This window comes from Streptomyces sp. NPDC046203, assembly GCF_040646255.1.
Classification (GTDB): Bacteria; Actinomycetota; Actinomycetes; order Streptomycetales; family Streptomycetaceae; genus Streptomyces.
In genome coordinates this window covers 155,463-170,959 of the sequence record NZ_JBEYZX010000006.1, presented here as the reverse complement: position 1 = coordinate 170,959, position 15,497 = coordinate 155,463, and the positions used below count along the sequence as shown (strand labels likewise).

General features: G+C 72.0%; 15 protein-coding genes, 1 pseudogene and 1 CRISPR repeat array. Of the genes and pseudogenes, 8 read left to right on the top strand and 8 right to left on the bottom strand.

Annotated features, from left to right (window positions below):
* Window positions 1-223: 223 nt before the first annotated feature.
* Complete coding sequence (locus ABZ990_RS07640) at window positions 224-733, top strand: DUF664 domain-containing protein (RefSeq protein WP_361226826.1); 510 nt, start codon at window positions 224-226, stop codon at window positions 731-733.
* Between the two features lie 60 nt (window positions 734-793).
* Here the strand turns inward: ABZ990_RS07640 and ABZ990_RS07635 are convergent, their stop codons facing one another.
* The gene (locus ABZ990_RS07635) at window positions 794-1,114 is read right to left on the bottom strand and encodes a hypothetical protein (protein WP_361226823.1); all 321 of its coding nucleotides are present in this window, start codon (window positions 1,112-1,114) and stop codon (window positions 794-796) included.
* Window positions 1,111-1,980: an isocitrate lyase/PEP mutase family protein gene (locus ABZ990_RS07630; protein ID WP_361226819.1), complete on the bottom strand. Its 870-nt coding sequence runs from the start codon at window positions 1,978-1,980 to the stop codon at window positions 1,111-1,113. Before ABZ990_RS07630 ends, ABZ990_RS07635 begins: the two co-directional genes overlap by 4 nt.
* A gap of 288 nt (window positions 1,981-2,268) precedes the next feature.
* Here ABZ990_RS07630 and ABZ990_RS07625 point away from each other — a divergent pair.
* Window positions 2,269-2,349 (top strand): annotated as a pseudogene (locus tag ABZ990_RS07625) (hypothetical protein); the annotation flags it as partial.
* A 137-nt stretch (window positions 2,350-2,486) separates the two neighbouring features.
* Complete coding sequence (locus tag ABZ990_RS07620; protein WP_361226817.1) at window positions 2,487-2,762, top strand: hypothetical protein; 276 nt, start codon at window positions 2,487-2,489, stop codon at window positions 2,760-2,762.
* Between the two features lie 722 nt (window positions 2,763-3,484).
* On the opposite strand, the gene ABZ990_RS07615 is transcribed toward ABZ990_RS07620, so the two are convergent.
* From ABZ990_RS07615 to ABZ990_RS07605, 3 genes are all read right to left on the bottom strand, one after another.
* Window positions 3,485-4,117: a hypothetical protein gene (locus tag ABZ990_RS07615; protein ID WP_361226815.1), complete on the bottom strand. Its 633-nt coding sequence runs from the start codon at window positions 4,115-4,117 to the stop codon at window positions 3,485-3,487.
* Window positions 4,118-4,917: 800 nt separating this feature from the next.
* On the bottom strand, window positions 4,918-5,919 hold the full coding sequence (locus tag ABZ990_RS07610; RefSeq protein ID WP_361226812.1) for an XRE family transcriptional regulator: 1,002 nt from the start codon (window positions 5,917-5,919) through the stop codon (window positions 4,918-4,920).
* 152 nt (window positions 5,920-6,071) lie between these two features.
* Window positions 6,072-6,337: direct repeats of the CRISPR family, unit length 21 nt; unit sequence CCCCGCGTGCGCGGGGATCAC.
* A 547-nt stretch (window positions 6,338-6,884) separates the two neighbouring features.
* On the bottom strand, window positions 6,885-7,343 hold the full coding sequence (locus ABZ990_RS07605; protein ID WP_361226809.1) for a hemerythrin domain-containing protein: 459 nt from the start codon (window positions 7,341-7,343) through the stop codon (window positions 6,885-6,887).
* A 217-nt stretch (window positions 7,344-7,560) separates the two neighbouring features.
* On the opposite strand from ABZ990_RS07605, the gene ABZ990_RS07600 reads away from it, so the two are divergent.
* Both ABZ990_RS07600 and ABZ990_RS07595 read left to right on the top strand, forming a co-directional pair.
* Window positions 7,561-8,202 (top strand): helix-turn-helix domain-containing protein, encoded by a 642-nt coding sequence (locus tag ABZ990_RS07600; protein WP_361226806.1) that lies wholly within the window; start codon window positions 7,561-7,563, stop codon window positions 8,200-8,202.
* Entirely contained in the window at window positions 8,199-8,813 is a 615-nt protein-coding gene (locus ABZ990_RS07595) for a DUF1707 domain-containing protein (RefSeq protein WP_361226803.1), read from the top strand. Before ABZ990_RS07600 ends, ABZ990_RS07595 begins: the two co-directional genes overlap by 4 nt.
* Before the next feature lie 241 nt (window positions 8,814-9,054).
* On the opposite strand, the gene ABZ990_RS07590 is transcribed toward ABZ990_RS07595, so the two are convergent.
* Window positions 9,055-9,816 carry a MerR family transcriptional regulator gene (locus ABZ990_RS07590; RefSeq protein ID WP_361226800.1) on the bottom strand — a complete coding sequence of 254 codons (762 nt, stop codon included), beginning with the start codon at window positions 9,814-9,816 and terminating at the stop codon, window positions 9,055-9,057.
* Between the two features lie 226 nt (window positions 9,817-10,042).
* Here ABZ990_RS07590 and ABZ990_RS07585 point away from each other — a divergent pair, with 226 nt between their 5' ends.
* Window positions 10,043-10,633 (top strand): YciI family protein, encoded by a 591-nt coding sequence (locus tag ABZ990_RS07585; protein ID WP_361226798.1) that lies wholly within the window; start codon window positions 10,043-10,045, stop codon window positions 10,631-10,633.
* Here the strand turns inward: ABZ990_RS07585 and ABZ990_RS07580 are convergent.
* Together ABZ990_RS07580 and ABZ990_RS07575 are read right to left on the bottom strand one after the other, a co-directional pair.
* Window positions 10,630-11,037 carry a Zn-ribbon domain-containing OB-fold protein gene (locus ABZ990_RS07580; protein ID WP_361226795.1) on the bottom strand — a complete coding sequence of 136 codons (408 nt, stop codon included), beginning with the start codon at window positions 11,035-11,037 and terminating at the stop codon, window positions 10,630-10,632. The genes ABZ990_RS07585 and ABZ990_RS07580 overlap by 4 nt on opposite strands.
* On the bottom strand, window positions 11,034-11,486 hold the full coding sequence (locus tag ABZ990_RS07575) for a DoxX family membrane protein (protein ID WP_361226793.1): 453 nt from the start codon (window positions 11,484-11,486) through the stop codon (window positions 11,034-11,036). The genes ABZ990_RS07580 and ABZ990_RS07575 overlap by 4 nt, the downstream gene beginning before the upstream one ends.
* A 172-nt stretch (window positions 11,487-11,658) precedes the next feature.
* Between ABZ990_RS07575 and ABZ990_RS07570 the strand changes: the two genes are divergently transcribed.
* Together ABZ990_RS07570 and ABZ990_RS07565 are read left to right on the top strand one after the other, a co-directional pair.
* Window positions 11,659-13,104, top strand: coding sequence for an NAD(P)-binding domain-containing protein (locus tag ABZ990_RS07570; protein ID WP_361226790.1), 1,446 nt, complete (start codon window positions 11,659-11,661; stop codon window positions 13,102-13,104).
* Window positions 13,105-13,240: 136 nt separating this feature from the next.
* Window positions 13,241-15,496: an acetate--CoA ligase family protein gene (locus tag ABZ990_RS07565; RefSeq protein ID WP_361226787.1), complete on the top strand. Its 2,256-nt coding sequence runs from the start codon at window positions 13,241-13,243 to the stop codon at window positions 15,494-15,496.
* The last annotated feature ends 1 nt before the right edge of the window (window position 15,497 follow it).

Here is a 15,497-nt window from a genome sequence, read left to right as displayed (position 1 = left end):
GGCTCGGCTCGGCTCGGCTCGGCTCGGCTCGGCTCGGCTGAACGGCGTAACCGCGGTACGACGGGCCCGGCGGGCCGCCCGCCCTCGTCGTACCGTGGCCGCAGAGCCGTGACGGACGGCGTCGGCCCCCGGCGGTCCGTCGTAGGGCGGGCTGTGCCACGGACCGCCATGTGACGGACCGGACCGCCACGGACCGGACCGCGACGAGGAGGCCGGAGGGCCCATGAAGAGCTCCGAGCTGCTGCTGGACGCCTTCGGCAGGATCCAGGAGGCGGTACACGAGGCCGTCGAGGGCCTGTCGGTCGAGGAGCTGACCGTACGGGTCGACCCCGACGCCAACTCCATCGCCTGGCTGGTCTGGCATCTGACCCGGGTCACGGACGACCACTTCGCCGACGCGTTCGGCACCGAACAGGCATGGACCGCCGAGGGCTGGTCCGGCCGGTTCAAACTGCCTTTCGCGGACGGGGACATCGGCTTCGGCCACGAGAAGGAGCAGGTCGCCGCCGTCCGCGCCGACGCGGAGCTGCTTCTCGGCTATCACGACGCCGTGCACGCCCGCGCCCTCGACCACGTCGGCGGCCTCACCGTCGCCGACCTGGACCGGGTCGTCGACACCCGCTGGACCCCGCATGTCACCCTCGGCCCGCGCCTGATCAGCCTCGTCGCCGAGGGCAACCAGCATGCGGGCCAGGCAGCGTACGTGCGCGGCATCGTGGAACGGCGCCACTGACCCCGTAGCCCCCGGACACCCTTCCGGGTCCTCCCCCGGCCGTCAGTCGTCGTCCGGCGGTCAGTCGTCGTCCGGCTCGACGTCGCCGAACAGGGCCTGGAGGGCGTCGACCGCGCTGCCGTCGTGATCGCTGCCCGCCGTACTGCCGCTGCTGCCGGACTGCACGTTCGCCGTACGGTCGACCTCCAGGATCGAGTCGGCGTCGCGGTTGTCGACCACGGTGACGAGGCTGCCGTCGGCGAGGGCAGGCGCCGTCCCGGTGGCCAGCGCCGCCGCCGCGAGCCCGAGCACGGCGAACGGCCGCACCACCCGCCGGGGACGGCCGGGGCTGCCGGGACTCCCGGGGCGGCCCGTACCCCAGGGGCCCCTCGGGTCCCTCACGCTCCCACCCGCGCCCGCGCCGGCTGCTCCTGGTTGCGGGCGATGTTGCGTTCCAGGAGCCGGGTGGAGGCGGCGACCCCGACGCCAGCGGCCGCGTCGAAGACGGGCAGTCGGCCGTCGGCCCGCTTCAGTTCGGACAGCGCCGAGTCCATGGCCACGTGCGCGGCGAAGAGGCACGGCGTGCTGTAGATCGCGACGGCCACGCCGAGTTCGGACAGCTCGCCGAGCGACAGGCGGGGGGACTTGCCGCCCGCGATCTGGTTGAACAGCAGCGGCTTGCCGTCGACGACCTCGTGGATCCGCCGGATCCACTCCACGCTCCGTACGCCGTCCACGAGCACGACATCCGCGTCGGTGGCGGCGAGGCGCTCCGCGCGGTGCAGGATGTCGTCCTCGTCCGTCGCGTCGGTGCGGGCCACGACCACCAGGTCGCGCCGGGTCTGGAGCACCATCTCCAGCTTGGTCAGGTACTCGTCCAGCGGCAGCACCTGCTTGCCGTCCGCGTGCCCGCAGCGGCGCGGCCGCTTCTGGTCCTCCAGGATCACGCCGGAGGCGCCGATCCGCTCCAGGCTCTCGACGACGTGGCAGGCGACCTCGGGGTCCACGTACCCGTCGTCGATGTCCACCAGCAGGTGGTGGCGGGGGAAGGCGCCGCGCAGCCGCTGTACGAAGCCGAGCATGTCGGGCCAGGCGATGAACCCGATGTCCGGCAGCCCGTAGTACGAGGCGGCGAAGCCGAACCCGGACACGAACATCCCGTCGTAGTGCTCGGCCGCGACGGACGCCGAGTACATGTCGTACACACCGATCAACGGGGTGGTCCCGGGCCCGGCGATCCGGTCGCGCAGGGCATTGCCATAACTCATGGTCCGACTCCTCAGCAGGTCTTCGACACAGGGGCTTTGCCAAAACCTGATCTTTTCTGGGGAGAAGGAGGAATGTCTCGTTACGTACGCTTTACTCACTCTCTCGGTGGACGGGATTCACCGCAGAAACGTCACTGGAGGGTCGCTGGAGGGTCACTGGAGGAAGGACAGCACCGTGGGCACGAGGAGCGGCGAGAACATCAGGTCGTAGTGCGAGGCCCCCGGGATGACACCGAGCCGGGAGGCGGGGCGGCCGGCGCCGTCCACGTCCGTGACTCCAAGAACGTCGACGGCCCCCAGCTCGCCGTCGCGACGGCGGCTTGGTCCGCCTTCGTGACCGAGGCCGCGTCCGCGTCCGCGTCCGTCTGACGATGACGCCGCCCACGGCAGCATGTGCTGCCGTGGGCGGGCAGGCGGCGGGGCAGGATTCTGCCGGGGTACGGCATGGCCCCGCCGGACCGTTGCTGCGAGCATGGTCGTAGCAACGGTTTTCGGGGGGAAACACCATGATGATCTACACGGCCGTCATCACGCTGATGGCGCTGATTCTCGCGACGATGGGTGTACTGGCGCTCGTGAACGACCGAGTGCCCGTCGCCCGGTTGGGCCGCTCCGTGAACCGGCCCCGCGTCTGGGGTGCAGGGGCACTGCTGCTGGCAGCGGCGGTCGGATCCGCCCGCTTCCTGCCCATCGACGTCGACGTCACCACCCTCATGCTCGGCCTCGCACTGATCGGAACGTCCCAGGTCCTGACGGCCCCGAAGGGCCGGCGGACGGCGTAGCCGCCGGGGAAGCCTGCTGGGGGTGGGCGGGGGCGTGTCATAGCGCGAGGTACGAGTGGGGTGTGGCGTGGTGTCCGCCCTCCTTCCGAGAGTCGCGCCTTCCACCACCGCGTCAAGGGCGCTCCTACGTCGCGTCGCTGCGCGATGGCCTTCGGCCACCCTTGACCCGGCGCTTCCAGGCGCGAAAAACACTCTCGGAGGGCGGCCCAGGGGAAAGGTCCACGCGGGAGCGGTGCTGTTTGCCGACCGCCGTAGGCGGGTGGAGGGCCGGTGGTCGGGGCCCGGGTATCGCTCCGGTCGGCCTGATGTCCGTCCGCCGGTGGGGTGGGGCTGAGTTCGCGGCCCGGGCCGGTGGGACCGTCTCCGCCAGCCGGGGTACGCACCAGTGAAATGGGGCGACCCGGCACGGCTCAGCGAATGACTGCCGTCGGCAGGCTGGGATTCATGCCCCGCTGGTCACTGCCCGTGGACTGAAGAATCGCCGAGCGCCCGCACGGGCACCACCCCCGCGTGCGCGGGGACCACCTCTACTAGGACCCGGCCAACGACGACACCCCGGGACCACCCCGCGTACGCGGGGGTGTTGTGAAAGTGCTGGTCTCCTTGCTGCGCGGCCACGCCGCCCAGCTCCACAGCCCCGCCGGAAGCGGCGCTGACCACGTATTCGATCTGGCCGTGGCCCGCCCCGGCCGGGCCCCGTGGCAATGAGCCGGGGCAGGTGCTCAGTACAGCTTCTTCACCGCGGTGTTCAGGGTGTTCTTCCACGGGATCACGGGCGGATCACCCCAGTAGCTCTGCCACAGGACCAGCGTCACCGTGTCGCCGTCGCGGCCCACGCCCCACAGGTAGTTGTAGTCGGGGCGCTCGGTGGCGTTGGAGTCGAAGGTGTGCATCCCCTGAAGGGTGGCGCCCTCCTCGACGTTGATCACCCCGTGGTCGCGGTAGGTCGCGGTCACGCCGGGCCGCTGCGGGGCGTGCGCGCAGGCGATGTAGTCCTGCCGGGCCTTGTCCGCGAAGGCGATGGCCTCGGCCTCCGTGTCGAAGACCGCCACCTTCTGCTGGGCGAGCGCGGTCTCCGCAGTGGTGAAGTCCCGGTGCCATACGTTGACTTCGGCCGGCTCGGCGGGCCAGCCCACCGGACAGTCGAAGTCGTCGCCCCACCCCCGGACGGTCGGCCTGGCGCGCCACGACTCGGTCTTCGGCAAGTCGGAGATGTACAGGGTCCCCGGCTGCGGCCGCCACTGGTCGGCAGCCGCCGCCTGCCCCGGAGCCACCCCGACCCCCAACGCCCCAACCGCCAACACCGCAACCCCCACCGCGACCGCGCCCCCGCGCAGCCGTGCACGTACCTCCATGGCGTCCCTTCCTCAGCGCTCTTCGACCACCGCGTTCCACCCCGAACTGGGACAGACTCCCCTCAACGGTGGGGCGTCCACGCCCGCACGGAGGGCCTTTCGATCGGAATGACCGAAAAATCCACGAATGTTGACCGAGAACATGGCCAGTGCGGCGATCGTCACCCGGACCGGGTGCGGGCCGACCAGGCGCACGACTCCCGCAGCAGCCGCGCCTACCTGCGCAGCCCCGGAATCGAGGCGACAATCCCGGTTCCGACGGACCGCCTGCGCGTGAATCACTCCGCCATGCCCTGACAGAAGACGCCAGAGCCGGCCCCACCCCGCGCGCGCGGGGACCACGCCTCCATGGCGGCGAGGGCTTGGGCGAGGTAGGGACCACCCCCGCGTGCGCGGGGACCACATGATCACTGGCTGGTCATCTCAGACCGAATGGGGACCACCCCCGCGTGCGCGGGGACCATGTCTCGTAGGCGGGCTCCAAGGCCGCGGACGCGGGACCACCCCCGCGTGCGCGGGGACCACCAGTTCGCCGGTCACCTCTTCATCACCCGCGGGGGACCACCCCCGCGTGCGCGGGGACCACGGCGTGGTGATGGTCATGGGGTTGTGCCCTTCGGGGACCACCCCCGCGTGCGCGGGGACCACAGGAGCCGACCTGCGGCTTCCCATCGTCAGACCCCGGATTTTACCCACTTTACCAAGGTGCGACTTAAGCCAAGATTACAGCCCAAAATAGGGCAATTATGAACTCCTGTGACTCCAAAGGCGATCCAGGCGGGCCCGGTCCACCCCACCCCCTACGCAGGCACGGCCCCGGTGCGGACCGCGAACTCTCTCAGCCCCTGCACTCGGGCCGGGCCGTAGAACAGGTTCGCCGTCAGCGCGCGCAGCGCGGGGCGTCGAACCTCCTGCGCCGCTTCCTGTTCGACGTGGCGCAGCGCGGCGAACGTCTGCTCGCCGTTGCCGAGCGTGTGCCACATGCGGGCCGTGTCGGTCCAGGCACGGGCCCGGCGTTCGGCGGTCGGCATGAGGTCGACGTTCAGGCCGCGTGCGATCTCGACGGCCTCGTCCGGGGTGCCGAGGGTGGTGTGGACACCGATGCGGTAGACAGCGGCCTGGTTCATGGTCGCGTCGACCGTGAACAGCCCGCCCGGGGTATGCGGGCGGCGCTTGATGTCCTCGTCGGCCTGGTCGAGCAGGGCGAGGGCTGTCGTGCGGTCGCCTCCGACGGCCGCCGAATAGGCGCCGGTCAGCAACAGCGTGGCCCTGACGGCACCGGTGCGGGCCTCGGACGGGTCAAGCCCGGCCGCCTCATGCGTGAGGAGCCGGACGGCGGAGGAACAGCGGCCGGACCGGCGCATGCTGATGGCGAGCACCCGGGCGGCTTCGCCGACGGGTACCGGCATGCCGCTGGCTCGTGCGGCGGCGAGGGCGCGGTCAGCCGCGACCCATGCCGCGTCGGAGTGCGTTTTCGAGGCCAGTTCGGCGGCCAGGACGTAGGCGCGGGCGAGGATGCCGTTCGCCTGTTGGCGGGCTCGGCCGCCGGCGGCGTCCCGGGTCGCCTCGGCGGCGGCCAGCAGGCTGGGCAGGACGGTGGCGAGGTGGCTGTAGCGGGCGGTGGTGAACGCCTCACGCGCGGCGGCGGTCCGGGCCGCCAGGGTCTGGAGCTGTGCGGGCTCGGCGGCCGGAAGGCGGAACAGCACGTCCTCCAGACTCGCGGACGCCGCTGCACCAGGACCGGCGGCAACGACCGACGCACCGACCGCGAGGGCTCCGGCCACTAGGTTCCGTCGACGCATTGCGTCCTCCTCGTCCGGCATCGGGGCGGTCACCACCGTATCGATCACAGGGTCCGCAGGAGCAGGAAACCCGCCCACCCTCTCGGGCGGAATGCCCAGGACTCGCGCCAAGCCCAGCCGCGTGTCGAGGTCTACCCACATCCGGGCACCACCCCCGCATGCGCGGGGACCACACCACGGCCACGATGCCGAAGAGGTTGATGAAGGGACCACCCCCGCGTGCGCGGGGATCACCAGGACCAAGCCCTGGCCGAGGGCCACAGCCTGGGACCACCCCCGCGTGCGCGGGGATCACCGCCGACGACGTACGGACGATGCTCAGCACCTTGGGACCAGCCCCGCGTGCGCGGGGATCACTCACTCCCGATCGTTCCGGAGATCTGTGAGCAGGGACCAGCCCCGCGTGCGCGGGGATCACAGGAGCCGACCTGCGGCTTCCCATCAACAGACCCCGGATTTTACCCACTTTGCCAAGGCTCGACGTAAGTCGAAATCCCCGCCGGAAATGGGACGAGGATGAACTCCTGTGACTCCAGAGGCACCCTCAGGTGCTCGCTGGCGCACTTACTCACCCAGCCCGGGGTGGAAGGCGCTACTCCGCACCCGCCGTGGGGCGGGTGTGAACTGGTGTGACTTCAGAGGCGATCCAGGCAAGCTCGACCGCCGCGCGAGCGGGGTTTCCCCCGCCCCCACCCACCGGGAGTGACCAGCGGGGCATGAATCCCCGCCACACGACGGCGGTCATCCGCCGAGACGGCCCGGGCCGCCCCACTCCACGACCGCGCACCCCGAACCGGCGGAACACCGTCCCTCCCACCCGGGCCACAAACCGAGCCCCACCCCACCGGCCCGCAGACAACGGAACCACCGGAGCGATACCCGGACCCCACCCCTCACTCCGCCACCGGCCGCCCCACCACACCCCCGGCCCCGGCCCCACCCTCGAACCGGAACACCCTGCCCGACTAACCGCCCTCCAGCACCCCGCCGTCGTCGAGAGCCTGGCCGATCGCCCGTTCCTCGTAGCCGAAGTGGGATTCCATGATCGCGGCGAGACCGTCCAGCTCCCCGCCGATCGCTTCCAGGGCCGGACCCTGCGATCCAACGGCCCGGTCGGCGAGTTCGCCGACGCGGGACAGGATCGAGGAGATGAAGCCGTGGTCCTCGACGAGCTTCTCGATCGTCGGGGCGAGGTCCGGCCGTGCCCTCACCAGCTCGGCGAACAGGCCCTCGTCCTCGCCCTCGTGGTGCGAGGTGAGGGCGGCGCAGAAGGCCAGGCAATGGGTGAGAAGCACGTCGTCGTCCAGCCGGCGACGGCCGAGGTGGGAGCGGATCTCGTGGAGCCGGCGCAGCAGTTCTTCATGCGCTTGGGAGAGTTGAAGGCTCAGGGCGACGACACGGTCGCCCTCGTTACGGGAGGCCACGGAGGGCAGTCCCTTCGGTTCCGCACCTCCATGCCTGACGCAGACCGTCACCGGCACGCGATGCTGCCGCCAGCAGACCACATCTCCCCGTGAACCACCAAGGAAATTGGGGACGGACAGCCGATAGCCCCGCAACCCGGCGCCCTCCAACCCTTGTTGGCAGGGTGGGCAACACATTATTGTCCACCCTGCCAACAACGGGGAGGGCTCATTCGGCATGACCACGGATCCACCGCGCCGCCGCAGGCGGCGCACCCCCGAGCAGGCCCGCGCCGAGATCCTGGACGCCGCCACCGAACTCGTCGCCCGCCACGGGCCCGACGGGGCCGGACTGCGCAAGGTCGCCGAGGCGGCAGGGGTGACGCACGGGCTGGTCACGCACTACTTCGGCACGTACCGCGCACTCGTACGCGCCGTGCTGGACCGTGAGAACGAACGCAAGCGGGACCTCGTACGCGACCGCATGCGCGCGGACGGGCAGGTGCCGTACGCGGACGGGATGACGCGGGTCCTCTTCGAGATCCTGGCCGACGAGCGGTACGTACGGCTGTGGGCGTGGTCCCAGCTCCACGACGGGGACACCGACCAGACCCCCGGCACCCCCACCCATCTCTCCCGGCTCGTGGACGCCATCGAGGACGGCATCCACACCGTGCTCCCGCCACCGGAGGGACCGGACCGGGCGCGGATCGAGACGGTCGTCCTGCTCGCCATGTCCGGTGGGTACGGCTACGCCCTCGGCCGGCGCTCCTGGCAGACCGACCTCGGACACGACCCGGACGAACCCGGCCGCGACGACGCGTTCCGTTCCGCCCTGGCCGCCATGCTCGCCGACTACCTCGAAGGACGCACGCAATGACCCTGCCCCAGCCCGGACGCCCCGACTCCGCCCCCGGCACCGACTACGCCCCCTCCCCCGGCCTCGACATCCGCGTCTCCGACGCCGAACGCGCCGCCGCCGAAGAACGCGTACGCGCCGCCGTCGAGACGGGCCGGCTCGACCTCGCGGAACTCGACTCCCGCCTCGACCAGATCCACACCGCCCGCACCCGCGGCGACCTGGAGACCGCCTGCCGGGGCCTGCCCGTCCCCGGCCCGCGCGACAGCCTCGTGGTCGACCGGCCCGCCACCTCCCGGGGCTTCGTCGCGGCCGTCTTCGGCGGCTTCGAGCGCGCGGGTTCCTGGATCGTCCCCGCCCGGATGACCACCTGGACCATGTGGGGCGGCGGCCGGCTCGACCTGACCAAGGCCCGTTTCACCAGCCACGACACGGTCATCCACGCGTTCGCCCTCTGGGGCGGCACCGCGATCGTCGTCCCCGCGGACATCGACGTCGACATCCGCGGCTTCGGCCTCTTCGGCTTCTTCGACAAGCGCGCCAAGAACCACGTCACCACCCCGGGCACCCCGCGCGTGGTGATCAAGGGGCTGGCGCTGTTCGGGGCGGTGGTGACGAAGACGAGGAAGTGAGGGAGTGGGGGAGTGGGGGAGTGGGGGCGGCGGACATCCCCGCACACGCGGGGAGCACTGGACCTCGGTCTGCGGCCAGTTCCCGACCCAGGGACCACCCCCGCACACGCGAGGACCACGCCGAAGATCACCTCCACCCCATGTCCCGCCCCGAACCCCGCCCCCGTCCCGCCTCGCACTCCCCCGGTGTGCCAGCACGCCGCCACTCCAGCGCGCTGGCACACCGACCGCGGCCCCTCCCTCAGCTCAGCACCGCCTCCGCGTACACCGTCATCGCCGCCCGCTGGTACTCCGCGAGCCCCGGGGCGACGCGGTCGAAGTCGGCACGGAAGCGGGGGTCGTCCACGTACGTCGCAGCAAGGCTCTTGTAGGCCTCGGCGTTCGGGGTCCAGAAGCGGCAGACGTCCTGGTAGTGAGCGGCGATCTCGGTCTGGACGGACGGGGCGTCGGACGGGGTGCCGGCGGTCATGAGGTCGGCCAGGCGGACCATCCGGGCGGTGGCCTCGCGCTGCCACTGCTCGGCGGTCTCGGGGGTGAGGGTGTCGAGGGTCTGCCGGGACCGCTCGTACTCCTCCGGCCAGCGTTCCCGGGCCTCCGCCTCCATGGCGGGGTCGGGGCGGAAGCCCTCGAAGAGGTTCTCGGGCCGGTTGATGCTCGTCATGTCCTTCTCCTCGTTCTCCTCCAGGTCGGCGAGGGTGCGGGCGACCGTGCGGGCCAGCGTGCCGAGCCGGTCCCGCTCCGCGAGCAGCCGGGTGTGGTGCTCGCGGAGGACCGCCGCGCGGTCGGCCCGGCTGTCCAGGACGGCACGGATCTCGCGCAGGCCCACGTCCAGTTCCCGCATGAGCAGGATCTGCTGGAGCCGGAACAGCTGGGACTGTTCGTAGTAGCGGTGTCCGTTGCTCGCGGTCCAGGCGGGCGGCAGCAGGCCGATGTCGTCGTAGTGCCGCAGGGTCCGGGTCGTCACCCCGGACATCCGGGCCACGTCCGCGATCGACCAGGCCATACCGGCCCCCTCCTCGCCGGGGCCGGTCCGTCCGACCCCATGTCCAAGACCGTAGGAGTTGACGCCGCGTCAACCGCAACCCCGATCCGTACCCCGCGCCCCGTACCCCGCGCTGCCCCGCACCCCGCACTCCGTGCCCCGTGCCCCGCGCTGTCGCACGCTCCGTGCCCCGCGCTCCGCGCCAAACCCCTCGACAGCCACCCCCCTCCCCGCCCATCCTCGCCCCATGGAATTCCTCTGCTACCACCACGACCGGCCCGGCTCCCTGCCGGTGCGCATGGATCTGCTGGAAGCGCACTGGTCGTACATGGACGGCTTCGAGAAGGAGCTGATCGCGCGCGGGCCGACCGTCGCCGAGGACGGGGAGACCCCGACCGGCAGCGTGCACATCGTCGACCTGCCGGGCGGGCCGGCCGCCGCGCGGGCGTTCGCGTTCGAGGAGCCGACGTACCAGGCGGGCGGCTACCGGGACGTACTGCTGCGGCGGTGGCGGAATCTGCTGGGGCGCACGATGTGGGAGTTCCCCGGCGGGCTCGGCAGTCTCGGTGAGGACAGCACCCTCTTCCTGGTCCTCGGCCTCGGCGTCCCCCTCCCGCTGGACGCGGAGAGGGCGCCTGACCTGGCCGTTCCGGCCGATCCGGGCGGGGATCTGATCGCGTACGGTCCGATGCTGTCCGACGACGGGACCACCTGGCTCGGCACGGCGGCGATCCTGCGGGCGCCGGACGCGGAGGCGGCGCGCTCCGTGCTGACGGCGTCGGACGAGCGGTACGCGGCGATCGAGGCGCATGCCTGGGGACCCGGCGGGCGTCGTTAGCCGGAGCGGGGCCTGAACACCGGCACCGCGAACTCCCCTTCCGCCCCCTCCGGGCGGAAGGTCAGCGTCAACTCCATCCCGATCCGCAGCCGTTCCTCCGGGCAGTCCACCACCTCCGTCATCAGCCGCGGCCCCTCGGCGAGGTCGACCACCGCCGCCACGTAGGGCACACGCTCGCCGAACGGCGGGAGGTCGTTGCGGTGGACGACGGACCAGGTGTAGAGGGTGGCGTGGCCGCTCGCCGGGTACCAGGTGACGGCTTCGCTCCAGCAGTACGGGCAGAACTCGCGCGGGTAGTGGTGACTCCGGTCGCAGTCCGCGCAGTGGCGGAGCAGGAGCCGGCCCTCGGCCGCGGCGTCCCAGTAGGTGCGGCTGAAGGCGTCGGCTTCCGGGGTGGCCGTCATGTGAAGAGTCCGATCGCGTGGTCGAGGGACCAGGTCTGCCAGGACACGGCGAAGAGGGCGACGAGCGAGATCAGCGCCATCATCGCGTTCTGCCCCTGCTCGGCCCAGTCGTGGATCATCAGGGTGAGGTAGAGCAGGTTGAGGAGCAGGCCGGCGGCGAGGGCTACGGGAGTGAGCAGGCCGCCGATCAGGCCCAGGCCGAGGGCGAGTTCGGCGTAGACGACGAGGTACGCCATGAGCCGGGGGCGCGGCGCCACCACCTTCCGGAAGCCCGAACCGACCACCGGCCAGCGGTGCTTGGCGGCGACGTCGGCGGCCCAGGCGATGCCCGTCCCGCGCTCGAACCAGCCCTTCTTGTCCTTGTGGCGCCAGCTCTCCAGCCACCACAGCCCGAGGCCGATCCGCAGGACGGCGAACCATTCCGCCCCCGTGAGTCCGATCGCGCGCATGGCCGCTCCCCCCTCCACCCACTCGATCTGACGTTACGTCAGATTCCCTCAGTGCAGCGGAAGGCGGCCCCGGCCGCAAGACCCCGGGGCCCGGCGCCCGTGATCGATTCGCAACCGAACCCCCTCGCGACCGCAACCCCAAGGCGTGTACGCGTCATTACGCTCGGCATTCATGACCACCCCCCTGCCCCATCCCGTCTACGTCATCGGTGGCGGCCCCGGCGGACTCGCCGTCGCCGCCGCGCTCACTCGGCGCGGTGTCCGGACCGTCGTGCTGGAGCGGGCGGACGCCGTCGGCGCGTCCTGGCGCGGCCACTACGACCGGCTGCGGCTGCACACCACCCGCCGGCTGTCCGCGCTGCCCGGACTAAAGATGCCGCGCTCGTTCGGCCGCTGGGTGGCACGCGCGGACGTGGTCCGCTATCTGGAGCGGTACGCCGAGTTCCACGACCTGGAGATCGTGACGGGCGTCGAAGTCGAACGCGTCGAGCGCACCCCCCAGGACGACAACGGCGCCGGCGCCGGCGACGGCAGCCGCGCCGGCACCGGTGCCGGCGCCAACCCCCAAAGCGGCAACGGCACCTGGACCCTCCACGCCACCGGCGGGCGGCAACTCGTCGCGTCCGCCGTGGTCGTGGCGACCGGGTTCAACCACACGCCCCGCATGCCCGAGTGGCCGGGCGCCGAGGCGTACGCGGCGACCACCGGGCGGGAGTTGCTGCACGCCTCCGCGTACCGCACCCCGAAGCCGTACGCGGGCCGCGATGTCCTCGTCGTCGGCGTCGGCAACACCGGCGCCGAGATCGCCGCCGACCTCGCGGAGGGCGGCGCCGCCCGGGTGCGGCTCGCGGTGCGCACCGCGCCGTACATCGTGCGCCGCTCCACGCTGGGCTGGCCCAGCCAGCGCAACGGCATCCTGGCGCGCCGGCTGCCGGTGTGGCTGGTGGACGCGGGGATGCGGCTGTTCGGCCGGTTCCTGACCGCCGACCTGTCGGCGTACGGCATGGCCCGCCCCGCCGGCGGGCTGTACGCGCGGGCGCGGGCGGGCGCGATCCCGGTGCAGGACGTGGGCCTGGTCGCGGCGGTACGGGCGGGCAAGGTCGAGCCGGTCGGCGCCGTGACCGGCTTCGAGGACGGCGAGGTGCTGCTCGTGGACGGCACCCGGATAGCCCCCGACACCGTGATCGCCGCGACCGGCTACCGGCGGGCCCTGGAGCCGCTGGTCGGGCACCTCGGCGTACTGGACGGGCGCGGCCGGCCGAGGGTGCGCGGCGGGCGGTGCGCGCGCCAGGCGCCCGGGATCTACTTCCAGGGCTTCACCAATCCGCTCAGCGGGATGCTGCGCGAACTGGGCCTCGACGCCGACCGCATCGCGCGCCGCATCGCCCGGACCGCCCACGCCCCCTCCCGCACGGGACAACCCCTGACGGCACAGAGGAACCTGAAGACCTCCAAGCCCCAAAGGCCCCCGAGGACCCAGAAGCTGCCCAAACCACCGAAGACCTCCAAGGCCCCGAGATCGCCCAAGGCATCGAAGGCGCGCGAGACGGGGAGCGCAGGGAACACGGGGAAGGCGGAGAAGGTGGAGAAGACGGAGAAGGCGCTGGAGCACGGATAGCGGAAGCCTGGAAGAGGGAAAGAGGGCAACGGAACGGGGTCGCGTCACAAGCATTCCTGACTCTCCGTCAGTTCTGTAATCTGACGGAGAGTCAGAGCGGTTCTCGCCACGATCGGCAGACGGGCGGAGCGACACGATGCTTGGATCGACCCACGGCACCTTCACCTCGGACCTCCACGCCCGCGTCGTCGCCTGCGGCGAACAGCCCGCCGGCGCCCGGGCGGCCGTGCACGGCACCGCCGCCGTCGAGGGCGACACCGACGTCAGCGGCCGCCCGCTGCACGCACCCGTACCCGATCTGGACCGGTTCTTCCGGCCCGAAGTCGTCGCCGTCGTCGGCGCGTCCGACACCGAGGGGCGGCCCCACACCGGGATCACCCGGCAGCTGATCGACTGGGCCGGGCGGGTCGGCGCGCGCGTGGTGCCGGTGCATCCGACCCGTACGACCGTGTTCGGGATCGACTGCGTGCCGTCGGTCACGGAACTCGAAGCACGCGGCGCGTCCGTCGATCTCGCCGTCCTCCTCGTCGCCGACCCGCTCCCCGTCGTCGAGGAACTCGCCGCCACCAAGGTGAAGTTCGCGGTCGCGTTCGCCTCCGGATTCGCCGAGACGGGCGCGGAGGGCGCCGCGGCGCAGGAGCGGCTCGCGGCGGCTGTCGCACGGACGGCCGAGGCCGGCTCCGGACTGCGGTTGCTCGGCCCGAACACCAACCTCAACGCCTTCGAGAAGTTCCGCGACGACCTCGAAGGACCGGCGATCGCGCTGATCACCCAGTCCGGACACCAGGGCCGGCCCGTGTTCGCCCTCCAGGAACTCGGCGTACGGCTCTCGCACTGGGCGCCCACCGGTAACGAGGCCGATCTGGAGACCGCCGACTTCCTCTCGTACTTCGCGCACCGGCCCGAGGTCGGGGCGATCGCCTGTTACGTGGAGGGGCTCAAGGACGGCCGTTCGTTCCTGCTCGCCGCCGACCAGGCCGCCCGCCGGGGGGTTCCGGTGGTCGCGGTGAAGGTCGGGCGCACCGAGACCGGGGCCCGGACGGCCGCCTCCCACACCGGGAAGCTGACCGGCGCGGACCGGGTCGTCGACGCGGCCATGCGGCAGTTCGGGGTGATCCGGGTCGACGGGCTCGACCAGCTCCAGGACACCGCCACCCTGCTCGCCCGCGCCCGCCGGCCGGTCGCCGACGGTGTCGTCGTCTACTCCATCTCCGGTGGCACCGGCGCCCACTTCGCCGACCTGGCCACGGCCGCCGGGCTGCGGCTGCCCACCCTCTCCCCGGCGCGGCAGGACGAGCTGCACCAGTGGATCCCCGAGTACCTGAACGTGGCGAACCCGGTCGACAACGGCGGTCACCCGGTGGGTGATTGGCGCGGCCCGAAGATCATCGACGCGATCCTCGCGGACCCCGAGGTCGGCGTGCTGATCTGCCCGATCACCGGGCCGTTCCCGCCGATGAGCGACAAGCTCGCGCGGGATCTCGTCGACGCCGCCGAGCGGACCGACAAGCTGGTCTGCGTGGTGTGGGGATCGCCGGTCGGGACGGAGGACGCCTACCGGACGACGCTGCTCGGCTCGTCGCGGGTGGCCACCTTCCGTACGTTCGGCAACTGCGTCGCCGCGGTCTCGGCGTATCTGGACCACCACCGCTTCAGCACCGGCTACCGCTCCCCCTTCGACGAGGCCCCGCGCACCCCGTCACCGTCGCTGCGCAAGGCCCAAGCGCTGCTGCGGCCCGGCGAGCGACTGAGCGAGCACGCGGCGAAGCAGCTGCTGCGGGCGTACGGAATCCGCGTCCCGCGCGAGCAGTTGGTGACCAGCGCGGCGGCGGCCGTCCGCGCGGCCGGTCTGGTGGGCTACCCGGTGGTGATGAAAGCGTCCGGCACCCGGATCGCACACAAGACCGAACTGGGCCTGGTACGGGTCGGGCTGACCTCCGCCAGCCAAGTGCGCGACGCCTACAAGGAGTTGACCGACATCGCGCGCTACGAGGAGATCGACCTCGACGGCATCCTGGTGTGCCAGATGGTCGGCCGAGGGGTCGAGATGGTGGTGGGCGTCGGGCGCGACGAACTCTTCGGGCCGACCGTGACGGTCGGACTCGGCGGCGTCCTGGTGGAGGTCCTGGACGACGTGGCCGTACGGGTGCCGCCGTTCGGGGAACGGGAGGCCCGCGACATGCTGACCGAACTGCGCGGCAGGACCCTGCTCGACGGGGTGCGGGGCGCACCGCCGGCGGATGTGGACGCCCTGGTGGAAGTGGTGCTGCGGGTGCAGCGCATGGCTCTCGAACTCGACGGCGAGCTGGCCGAGTTGGACATCAATCCGCTGATGGTGCTGCCGCGCGGGCAGGGGGCGGTGGCCCTGGACGCGCTCGCGGTGTGCCGCTGAG